We start from the raw sequence: 10,107 nt of genomic DNA on the forward strand, positions 1-10,107 counted from the left end.
CGAGGTAGGTGCCGGTGTCGCCGATGTAGCGGAAGAAGGTGCCGAGCGGGCCGTCGTTGTTGAAGGAGAGCGAGAGGGTGCAGATGGCGCCGCTCTCCGCGCGCAGTTGGATCGACATGTCCATCGCGATGCCGAGGACGGGGTGGATCGGGCCCTGGATCGCGTTGGCCTGCACGATCGGCGAGCCGGTCTGGTGGGCGAACAGGTCGACGGTGTGCGCGGCGTGGTGCCAGAGCAGGTGGTCGGTCCAGGAGCGCTGCCGGCCCAGGGCGTTGAGGTTCTCGCGGCGGAAGAAGTAGGTCTGCACGTCCATCTGCTGGATGCGGTACTCGCCGGCCCGGATCCGCTGCCGGACCCACTGGTGGCTGGGGTTGAAGCGGCGGGTGTGGCCGGCCATGGCGACGAGTCCGGTGCGCTGCTGGGCGGCCAGGCAGGCCTCGGCGTCGGCGAGGGAGTCGGCGAGCGGGATCTCGGTCTGGACGTGCTTGCCCGCCTCCAGGCAGGCGACGGTCTGCTCGGCGTGCATCGGGGTGGGGGTGGCGAGGATGACGGCGTCGACGTCGTCGGCGGCGAGCACCTCGTCGAGGGTGGCGACGCCGCGGCCGATGCCGTGCTCGGCGGCGAACGCCCGGGCGCGCTCCGGGGTGCTGCTGACGACGGCGGTCACCTCGACGCCGTCGATCCGGCGCAGGGCGGCGGCGTGCTTGGCGCCGAAGGCGCCGCCTCCGGCCAGGGCGATCCGGACGGTCTTCCGGTCGGTCATGTCACTCCTCCGTGGCGGGCGCCTCGGCCCGCGGGTGGTTCTCCAGGATCAGGTGGCCGACGGCGGTGTTGGACGCCGGCACGTGGTAGAAGCGGTGCTTGGTCTCGATCTCGCCGCCGCCGTCGACGTCGCTCATCGCCCCGCGGGCGATCAGCCACATGACGAGTTCGATGCCCTCGCTGCCGGCCTGCTCGACGTAGTCCAGGTGCGGCAGCTGCGCGAGACCGGCCGGGTCGTCGACCAGCCGGTCGAGGAAGGCGTTGTCCCACGCGCGGTTGATGAGGCCGGCGCGGGGGCCCTGCAGCTGGTGGCTCATGCCGCCGGTGCCCCACACCTGGACGTTCAGCGGCCGGCCGTAGGACTCGATCGCCCGGCGCAGTGCCCGGCCGAGGTTGAAGCACCGCTCGCCGGAGGGCACCGGGTACTGCACCACGTTGACGTGGAACGGGATCACCTTGCACGGCCAGGCGTCGACGTCGCCGAACATCAGCGACAGCGGGACGGTCAGGCCGTGGTCGACGGTCATCTCGTTGACCAGGGTGAGGTCGAAGTCGTCCCGGATGAGCGAGTGCGCGATGTGCGCGGCCAGGTCCGGGTCGCCCTCGATGCCCGGGACGGGGCGGGGGCCGTAGCCCTCGTCGGCGGTGGGGTAGGCGGCGCCGGTGCCGAGGACGAAGGTCGGGATCAGCGACTGGTCGAAGGCGGTGGCGTGGTCGTTGTAGACCAGGAGGACCACGTCGGGTCGGTTCTCCCGGGCCCACTGCCTGGAGTACTCGTAGCCGTCGAAGACCGGCTTCCAGTAGGGCTCTCCGGTCTTGTGGTGGTCCATCGCGGCGCCGATCGCCGGTACGTGGGAGGTGAAGACGGCGGCGGTGACCACGGCGTGCTCGGCCGGCCGCGCGGGGTCGGCGTGGGCCGCCTCCAGGACGGCGTGGTCGATCCGGTTGCCGTCGACGGAGCGGCCGCCGGCGAGCATCATGTCGCGGTACTCCTGCTCGGTCATGCCGGTCATCGAGCCCGCCATCCGCTGGAACGAGAGCCCCAGCGTCGCACCCCACTTGGCGAGGAAGTAGATGTTGCCGCCCTCGCGCATCGCGGCGTTGAGGTCGCGGTCGAGCAGGGCCTGCTTCTGCTCCTCGCGCAGCGGCCAGGCGTCCAGGTAGGCGCGTTCGTCGGCGAGGTAGCTCGCGCGGTTCTCCGCGGTCATCAGCGACATGCAGAACTGGTTGAGGTGGTACCCCTTGGCGGACTGCTCGGCGTCGAAGATCGTCGTCCCCGGGACCAGCCGGTAGGTCTTGTCCAGCGACATGCCGGGCTCCAATCGTGTCGTGCGGTGAGGGGGCGGTGGGGGTCAGTCGGCGTCCGGCCAGTAGAGGCGCATCGGGTTGGCGACGAGCAGCTTGTGCTGCAGCTCGGGCGTCGGCGCGACGTGCGGGACGAAGTCGACGAGCAGGCCGTCGTCGGGCATGTGGTCGGTGAGGTTGGGGTGCGGCCAGTCGGTGCCCCAGAGCACCCGGTCGGGGAACTCCTCGACCACGCGCCGGGCGAACGGGGCGACGTCGCGGTACGCCCGCCGTTCGCCGTCGAGGGCGGGCGGCCCGCTCACCGACAGCCGTTCCGGGCAGGTGACCTTGCACCAGATGTCGGGGCGGGCCCGCAGGAGGTCGAGGAAGGCCTCGAACGCGGGGCCGTGCGGGTCCTCGGTGACGTCGGGCCGGCCCATGTGGTCGACGACCAGCGGCACCGGGATCGACAGCAGGAAGTCCCGCAGCTCGGCGAGGTCGGCCGCCTCGAAGTAGACGACGACGTGCCAGCCGTACGGGGCGATCCGCCCGGCGACGTCGAGCAGGTCCTGCTGCGGCGCGGCGTCGACCAGCCGCTTGACGAAGTTGAACCGCACGCCGCGGACGCCGGCCTCGTGCAGCTCGCGCAGCTCCTCCTCCGCGATCCCGGGCCGTACGGTGGCGACCCCGCGGGCCAGTCCGCCCGAGGCGCGGAGGGCGTCGACCATGGCACGGTTGTCGGGGCCGTGGCAGGTCGCCTGCACGACGACGTTCCGCGCGAACCCCAACTGGTCACGCAGTGCGAAGAGTTGGTCCTTGGAGGCGTCGCAGGGGGTGTACTTCCGCTCGGGGGCGTACGGGAACTCGGCGCCCGGGCCGAAGACGTGGCAGTGCGCGTCGACGGCGCCCGCGGGCAGCCGGAACCGCGGGCGGCTCGGGCCGGCGTACCAGTCCAGCCAGCCGGGGGTCTTCTCGAACTCCGTCGTCGTCATCGCTCGGTCCTCGTCGGTCGGTCCTCGTCGGTCGGCCCCCATCGGTCGGTCCTCGTAACGCAGGCCCAGTGCGGCCAGCAGGCCGCGCATCCCGTACATGTCCAGGCCGAGTTCGCCGGCGCGGAACCGGGCGCGCTTGTCCTCCTCGTTGGCCTCCCGCTTCGCCGAGGCCTCGGCGACCTCGGCGGCCCGCTCGCGCGGGACCACCACGACGCCGTCGGCGTCGGCCAGCACGACGTCGCCGGGCCGGACGAGGGCGTTGGCGCAGACCACCGGCACGTTGACCGAGCCGAGGGTGGCCTTGACCGTGCCCTTGGCGTTGACCGCCCGAGCGAAGACCGGGAAGTCCATCGCCTCCAGGTCGGCCGCGTCGCGCACCCCGCCGTCGATGACCAGCCCGGCGGCGCCGCGGGCGCGGAAGGAGGTCGCGAGCAGTTCGCCGAAGAAGCCGTCCTCGCTCTCGGTCGTGCAGGCCGCGACCACGACGTCGCCCTCGCGGATCTGCTCGGCGGCGACGTGCAGCATCCAGTTGTCGCCGGGCTGCAGCAGCACGGTGACCGCCGTCCCGCACAGCCGCGCCTTCGGGTAGGCCGGGCGCAGGTAGGGGCGCATCAGGCCGACCCGGCCCATGGCCTCGTGGACGGTGGCCACGCCGAAGGCCGACAGGGCGGCGACGGCCTCGGGCTCGGCGCGGGTGATCGCGGTGCGGACGACGCCGATCTCGGTGTGTTCCATGGTCGTTCTCCCGGGGTCAGTGGCCGGCTGCGGCACGGCGGCCGGCGAGGCGGGCGGCGAGGCGGGGATGGACGCGCAGGGCGTTGCCGGAGCGGACGGCGGCCCGGTCCTCCTCGGTGAGGTGCGGGGTGGCCTCGACGTACCGCCTGGTGTCGTCGTAGTGGTGGCCGGTGCGCGGGTCGATGCCGCGGACGGCGCCGATCATCTCGCTGGCGAAGAGCACCGACCGGCTCGGAACCACCTGCGTGAGCAGGTCGATGCCGGGCTGGTGGTAGACGCAGGTGTCGAAGAGGACGTTCTCCAGCAGCGCCTCCGGGTCCGGCCGGCCGAGCGCCGCCGCCAGGCCGCGGAACCGGCCCCAGTGGTAGGGCACCGCGCCGCCGCCGTGCGGGATCACGAACCGCAGGGTCGGGAAGTCGGCGAACAGGTCGCCCTCGACCAGCTGCATGAACGCCGTGGTGTCGGCGTTCAGGTAGTGCGCGCCGGTGGTGTGGAAGGCCGGGTTGCACGAGGTGCTGACGTGGATCATCGCGGGGACCTCGTACTCGGCCATCGCCTCGTAGAGCGGGTACCAGCTGCGGTCGGTCAGCGGCGGCGACGTCCACCTGCCGCCCGAGGGATCGGGGTTGAGGTTGACCGTCACCGCGCCGAGCTCCTCGACCGCGCGGCGCAGCTCGGGGAGGCAGCTGGCGGGGTCCACCCCGGGCGACTGCGGGAGCATCGCGCCCGTCGCGAAGCGGTCGGGGTAGAGCGTGCTGACCCGGTGGACCAGGTCGTTGCAGATCCGCGCCCACACCGAGGAGACCTCGAAGTCGCCGATGTGGTGGGCCATGAAGCTGGCCCGCGGGGAGAAGACCGTCAGGTCGATGCCGCGCTCGTCCATGAGCCGCAGCTGGTTGGACTCGATCGCCTCGCGCAGGTCGCCGTCGGTGATGACCAGGTCGTCGGGGTCGGGTGCGGCGGCGGGGGTGCCGACCGCCGCGACCTGCCGGTCCCGCCAGGCGGCCAACTGCGGTGGTGCGGTGGTGAAGTGGCCGTGGCAGTCGATGATCACGGTGTCTCCCGGGTGGTGGTGCAGGGGGGCAGGGTGCGGCGTCCGGTCAGGCGCCGGTGGGCCAACCGGTGTACTGCTCGGCGAGGTAGGTGCGGCCGGCGCGGGAGCCCGCCACGTTGTCGAGTTCACCGAGCTGGCGCCGCAGGTCGAAGGCGTCGTCGCCGGGCGCGGTGTGCAGCAGCCGGGTCATCCAGGAGGAGAAGTTCTGCGCCCGCCAGACCCGTTGCAGGGCGCGCGGCTGGTAGTCGTCCAGCGCGCTGTCGCCCGCGCCGCCGAGCGCCCGCAGCAGGACCCCGGCGAGCACCTTCACGTCGTGCAGCGCGAGGTTGAGCCCGCGGGCACCGGTCGGCGGCACGGTGTGCGCGGCGTCGCCCGCGAGGGCCAGCGATCCCCAGCGCATCGGCTCCTGGACGAAGGAGCGGAACCGCAGCACCGTCCGCTCCAGGATCCGCCCCTCGCGGAGGCGGAAGCCGTCCCGGCCGGCCACCCGGGCCTGCAGCGTCTCCCAGATCCGGTCGTCCGTCCAGGCGGCGGCGGACTCGTCGGGGCCGCACTGGAAGTACATCCGCTGCACGGTCTCGGTGCGCCGGCTGATCAGGGCGAAACCGTGCTCGGAGTGCGCGTAGACCAGTTCGGGCGCGCTCGTCGGCGCCTCGGCCATGATGCCGAACCAGGCGAACGGGTACTCCTTGCCGTACCGCACCCGCCGGTCCTCGGGCACCAGGTCGCGGCACGTGCTCCGCGACCCGTCCGCGCCCACCACGTACCGCGCCCTGATCTCGTGGCGGGTGCCGTCGGACGCGGTGACGCGGACCCGGGGGGCGGCGGTCGTGATGTCGAGGACCTCGGTGTCCTTCACCCCGAACAGGACGGTGCCGCCGTCGCGGTCACGGGCGTTCGCCAGGTCGGTGAACACGTCGGTCTGCGGGTAGAGCCAGGCCGACGCGCCCACCAGCTCCTTGAAGTCGATGCGGTGCGGGCGGCCGCCGAAGCGGAGTTCGATGCCCTCGTGCTCGTGGCCCTCGTGCAGGACGCGGTCGGACACCCCGGTCTCCACCAGGTCGCGGGCGGCACCGGCTTCGAGGATGCCGGCGCGCTGGGTGGTCTCGATCTCGTGCCGGGTGCGGGTGTCGACCACGACCGTCGCGACCCCGGCGCGGCCCAGCAGGTGCGCCAGCATGAGGCCGGCCGGGCCGGCGCCGACGACGGCGACCGGAACGGAGGTGACGGTGTCGACGACGGCCTCGGCCATGGCATCTCCTGAACGACTGCGAGCGTCTGGAACACCCCGAACGCTGGCATCCGCGACCGCACCGGGTCAGCACCACTTCCGCCTGACGGAAGTACCGCTCAGGGGAGCTCCCCCACGCGCCCCTGGGTGGCGCCCCGTGATGGCGCGTCCGACCGGTCAGACTGCGCCGCGGGCGCGCCTGCCGAGTTCGTCGGAGATGCCGTGCACGGCCCGCAGCAGCGGCTCCCGCAGTCCGCGGGCGCGGCTCGCGCCGCGTGCCGCGATGACGATCCCCAGTGCGGCGCCGACCGGCCCGGTCCGGCCGATCCGTACGGGTGCGGCCACCGCGACGGTGCTCTCGGAGAGCTGGCGGTCGCTCACGAAGACCTGTTCGCGGCGGATCCGGTCCAGTTGGGCGCGCAGGGTCTTCGGGTCGGTGACGGTGTGCGGGGTCCAGGCGCGCAGCGGTGCGTCGAGGACCGCCTCCTGGATGTCCTGCGGTGCGTGCGCCAGCAGGACGCGGCCCATCCCGGTGGAGCCGATGGGGAAGCGGGAACCGACCATGGTGACCAGCTCCACCGAGCGGTGCCCGGCGATCCGTTCGACGAAGACGAGTTCGGTGCCCTCGCGCACCGCGAGCTGGATGTTCTCGTGGGTCGCCTCGTAGAGGTCCTGCATGAACGGCAGTGCCACGTCGCGCAGGATCTGACTGCGGGGGCAGCCGGAGGCGATCTCCCAGAGCCGCAGTCCGACGTGCCAGGAGCCGTCCTCGCCGCGTTCGAGGGCTCCCCAGGCGGCGAGCTCGGCGACGACCCGGTGGGCGGTGCTCAGGGCCAGGCCCGTACGCTGAGCGATCTCCGACAGCGTCTGCGACTGGCACTCGCGGCCGAAGGTCGAGAGGATCTCGAGAACTTTTCCAGCCGCCGTGCTCCGGGTTGCACTCACGCGGCCAGTGTCGCAGACCGGCATTGAGCTGCCCATTCGCCCGTCGTAGCATCGGCCGCGCAGAAGGAGGCAACGTGGACCGGGAGATCTCCGGACTGTCCTCGATGGCGACGCGCCTGATCCTGGCCGGGCTCTCCGAGCACCTCCGGACCGCCCACGACACGGCCGTGCGGTTCGAGTCGGCCGGCGGCGTCGAGGTCGCCCGGCGGGTGCGCGGGGGTGCCGAGGCCGACCTGCTCGTGCTCGCGGACGACGCACTGGCGAAGCTGGCGGCCGAGGGGCACCTGGTGCCGGGCACGGTGCGTCCGCTGTGGGTCTCCCAGGTCGTCGCGGCGGTGCCGGAGGGTTCGCCCGTCCCGGCCCTCGACTCGGTGTCGGACCTGCGGGCCGCTCTGCTGGCCGCCGAGCGGATCGCCTACTCGACGGGCCCCAGCGGCACGGCCCTGGTCGGGCTGGTGGCCCGGCTGGGTCTCGCCGACCGGGTCGACCGCCGGCTCGTCCAGGCGCCGCCGGGGGTGCCGGTCGGCAGCCTGCTCGCTGCGGGCGAGGCGGAACTGGCCTTCCAGCAGCACAGTGAGCTGATGGGTCTGCCGGGTGTCGTCGTGGCCGGCCCGCTGCCGGGCGACGCCGCGATCGGCTCGACGTTCGGCGGGGCCGTCCTGGCCGCGTCGGGCGAGCCGCGCCGCGCGGCGGAGGTCCTCGACCTGTTCGGGTCGGACGCCGCGTCGCGGATCGCCGGCGCCGGGGGCATGCGGCCTGTCCGTTCCTGACCCGCGCCTCCGCCGGGGACCGGACCGGATGCGGTCCCGGTGGCGGGTCCGTGGCGCGGGCGGGTGGGGCTCGGGGCGGCCGGTGTGCTGCTGGCCGTCCTGCTGCGCGACTGCGGCCCCGAAGGGGGCGGAGCCGGTGCGGACCCGGGGGTCCCGCCGGCTCCGCTCTCTCGTACTCCGGGCCTAGACGGCGCCCTCCGGAACGAGATCCGCGGATTCCGCGCGCTCCGGGCCCCCGGCCGGGACGGCGGCGCGCAACGCCGCCTCGACCCGGCGGTTACTGGTCATGGTCGACGTGACGGCGGTCATGGTGAGGAGGAGGCCGGCGGCGGCGTAGAGCGGGGTGCGTACGTCGTAGGCGGTGGCCAGCCAGCCGCCGAGGAAGGCGCCGAACGGGGCGGCGCACATGGCGAGCATGCGGGAGGTGGAGGCGACCCGGCCCATCAGGTGGGCGGGGACGACCGCCTGCCGGAGGGAGGGGGCGAGCACCATGGTGGCGCCCATGCCCGCCCCGCAGACGGCGAGCGCGAGACCGGCGACGTACGGGTTCGGGGCGGCGGCGAGCCCCAGGACGGCGAGTCCCTCGACCGCGGCCGTGCAGGTCAGCGCGGTGCCGGTGCCGAGTCGCCGGCCGAGGAAGGAGGCGATGCCCGCGCCGAGCAGACCGCCGGTGGCCTCCGCCGTGAGGAGCAGGCCGAAGCCGGAGGTGCCGATGCCGAGACGGTCGTGCGCGAAGAGCGCGAGTACGGTCTCCACGGCGAGGAAGGCGATGTTCCCGACGGCCGGACGCAGCGCGAGCCCGAGCAGCAGCCGGTCCCGGAACACGTACGAGGCGCCGTCCCGCGCCTGGCGCAGCAGCGACTCACGGGCCTGCGGTACGGGCCGGGGCGCGGCGGGCAGCGAGCGTACGAGCAGTGCGGAGAGTGCGAACGACACGGCGTCGGTGAGCAGCGGGAACGCCCGCCCGAGCGCGAGCAGGGCGCTGCCCGCGGGCGGCCCGGCGAAGCCGGAGGCGGCGGTCTGGCTGCCGCGCAGGCGGGAGTTGGCGCGTTCCAGGAGCGCGGGGTCGCGGCCGAGCAGGTCCGGCAGGTAGGCCGTGGCGGCCGTGTCGAAGAAGAGTCCGCCGAGGCCGAGCAGGAAGGCGACGGCCGCGAGCAGGGGGATGCTCAGCACGTCGAGCGCGGCCGCTGCCGCCGGTACCGCGAGCAGCACCGCGCGTGCCGCGTCCGTGGCCCACATCGTGCGGCGACGGTCCCAGCGGTCCACCAGCGCACCGCCGAGCACCCCGAAGAGCAGCCACGGCAGCGTTCCGGCGGCCGTGACGACGGCGAGCGCCATCGGATCCCGCGTCAGCGTCAGTGCGAGGAGCGGCAGCGCGGCGTGCGACACGCCGTCACCGAGCGAGGACACCGTCTGCGCGGTCCACAGCCGTCCGAACCCGGTCGGCAACTTCCTGATGTCCGAGGTCACTTGGCATCCCCCTCGGCCTGCACGTGCGACGCCGGGCGGAAGAGTGCGAAGACGAGTGACGCGTCCGGCAGCGACGGGTCGGAGAGCTCCCGGTACTCGTCCGCCAGTGCCTCCAGTCGCGCCCCCAGCTCCGCGAACTGCTCCTCGGTGAGCCGCAGATGGGCCATCCGCACGTGCCGCTCACCGTCCGCCGGCGCCGCCTCCAGGTCCGCCACCGCGTGCCGCATCAGCACGTCGGGCCCTCCTTCGCCCGGGTCCGGCAGCACGATCGACCGCGCGGCCATGGCGTAGTACCGCTCGGTGACCCCGCGGACCTTCCGGGTGCGCACCACCGTCACCAGGCCGGCCCGTTCGAGCAGTCGTACGTGGTAGCTGGAACTCCCCTTCGCGAGGCCCACGCGCTCGGCGATCTGCGTGATCGTCGCGGGCTCGAAGCGGAGCACGGCCATGATCCGGTGGCGCGTCAGGTTGGAGACGGCCCGCAGCTGTTCGTCGGTGGTGACGTGGAACGTCTCGGGAAGATCGTCGGTAGGCATGCCCTCAATGGTCAACACTTCTTGACCATTCGTCAAGCGGTTTCGCCGGGCTTCCGGAGGCGGCCGTCCCGCACATGAGGCTTTCGTCCCTGCTCCGCGGCTTCCGGCCCGGCTTCGGGACGGAGGCGAACAGGCCCTGTCTGCAAGGCTCCTGCGGGTCGCCGAGGTCGTGGGTGAGGAACGGCAGGGCCGGCCCGGTCTCCGCTCGGATGCGGGCGGGCAGGCCCGGGATCTGCGCCTGGACGGAGAGGTCCAGGGCCGCGATCGCCCCGTCCAGGGCGAGCACCCGGGGCTCGGCGGCCGGGGGGGGGGGGGGGGGGGCGCCGCG

Annotated in this window: 9 protein-coding genes and 2 pseudogenes; 1 reads left to right on the forward strand and 10 read right to left on the reverse strand. The window is 73.5% G+C overall.

All coding sequences use genetic code 11. The annotated features are described in order from the left end of the window. The 7 genes and pseudogenes from ABZ641_RS17040 to ABZ641_RS17070 all read right to left on the reverse strand — a co-directional run. Window positions 1-763 (reverse strand): Gfo/Idh/MocA family oxidoreductase (locus ABZ641_RS17040; RefSeq protein WP_359982652.1); only part of this gene is annotated, 763 nt, incomplete at its 3' end. A gap of 1 nt (window position 764) precedes the next feature. After that, the gene (gene ligA / locus ABZ641_RS17045) at window positions 765-2,072 is read right to left on the reverse strand and encodes a protocatechuate 4,5-dioxygenase subunit alpha (protein ID WP_359982655.1); all 1,308 of its coding nucleotides are present in this window, start codon (window positions 2,070-2,072) and stop codon (window positions 765-767) included. A gap of 42 nt (window positions 2,073-2,114) precedes the next feature. Further along, window positions 2,115-3,038 carry an amidohydrolase family protein gene (locus ABZ641_RS17050; RefSeq protein ID WP_344627140.1) on the reverse strand — a complete coding sequence of 308 codons (924 nt, stop codon included), beginning with the start codon at window positions 3,036-3,038 and terminating at the stop codon, window positions 2,115-2,117. Between the two features lie 48 nt (window positions 3,039-3,086). After that, window positions 3,087-3,773 (reverse strand): annotated as a pseudogene (gene ligK, locus ABZ641_RS17055) (4-carboxy-4-hydroxy-2-oxoadipate aldolase/oxaloacetate decarboxylase); the annotation flags it as partial. A 16-nt stretch (window positions 3,774-3,789) separates the two neighbouring features. Continuing rightward, on the reverse strand, window positions 3,790-4,827 hold the full coding sequence (locus ABZ641_RS17060) for an amidohydrolase family protein (RefSeq protein WP_344627142.1): 1,038 nt from the start codon (window positions 4,825-4,827) through the stop codon (window positions 3,790-3,792). A 46-nt stretch (window positions 4,828-4,873) separates the two neighbouring features. Then, a complete protein-coding gene (locus ABZ641_RS17065) occupies window positions 4,874-6,079 on the reverse strand; it encodes a 4-hydroxybenzoate 3-monooxygenase (protein ID WP_359982658.1) in 1,206 nt (401 codons plus the stop codon). A 156-nt stretch (window positions 6,080-6,235) separates the two neighbouring features. Next, the gene (locus ABZ641_RS17070; protein WP_344627144.1) at window positions 6,236-7,003 is read right to left on the reverse strand and encodes an IclR family transcriptional regulator; all 768 of its coding nucleotides are present in this window, start codon (window positions 7,001-7,003) and stop codon (window positions 6,236-6,238) included. Window positions 7,004-7,077: 74 nt separating this feature from the next. Between ABZ641_RS17070 and ABZ641_RS17075 the strand changes: the two genes are divergently transcribed. After that, entirely contained in the window at window positions 7,078-7,773 is a 696-nt protein-coding gene (locus tag ABZ641_RS17075; protein ID WP_359982661.1) for a substrate-binding domain-containing protein, read from the forward strand. A gap of 183 nt (window positions 7,774-7,956) precedes the next feature. Here the strand turns inward: ABZ641_RS17075 and ABZ641_RS17080 are convergent, their stop codons facing one another. From ABZ641_RS17080 to ABZ641_RS17090, 3 genes and pseudogenes are all read right to left on the reverse strand, one after another. Then, window positions 7,957-9,243, reverse strand: a complete 1,287-nt coding sequence (locus tag ABZ641_RS17080) for an MFS transporter (protein WP_359982664.1) — start codon at window positions 9,241-9,243, stop codon at window positions 7,957-7,959. Continuing rightward, window positions 9,240-9,779, reverse strand: coding sequence for a winged helix-turn-helix domain-containing protein (locus tag ABZ641_RS17085; protein ID WP_359982667.1), 540 nt, complete (start codon window positions 9,777-9,779; stop codon window positions 9,240-9,242). The genes ABZ641_RS17080 and ABZ641_RS17085 overlap by 4 nt, the downstream gene beginning before the upstream one ends. A 4-nt stretch (window positions 9,780-9,783) precedes the next feature. Beyond that, window positions 9,784-10,107: pseudogene (locus tag ABZ641_RS17090) on the reverse strand (hypothetical protein); the annotation flags it as partial.

Origin of the sequence: Kitasatospora sp. NPDC007106 (assembly GCF_040634455.1) — a bacterium.
Classification (GTDB): Bacteria; Actinomycetota; Actinomycetes; order Streptomycetales; family Streptomycetaceae; genus Kitasatospora; species Kitasatospora arboriphila.

Coding starts and splice junctions, on each gene's coding strand:
- ligA (WP_359982655.1), bottom strand. CDS start 2,072: ATGTCGCTGGACAAGACCTACCGGCTGGTCCCGGGGACGACGATCTTC.
- ABZ641_RS17050 (WP_344627140.1), bottom strand. CDS start 3,038: ATGACGACGACGGAGTTCGAGAAGACCCCCGGCTGGCTGGACTGGTAC.
- ABZ641_RS17065 (WP_359982658.1), bottom strand. CDS start 6,079: ATGGCCGAGGCCGTCGTCGACACCGTCACCTCCGTTCCGGTCGCCGTC.
- ABZ641_RS17085 (WP_359982667.1), bottom strand. CDS start 9,779: ATGCCTACCGACGATCTTCCCGAGACGTTCCACGTCACCACCGACGAA.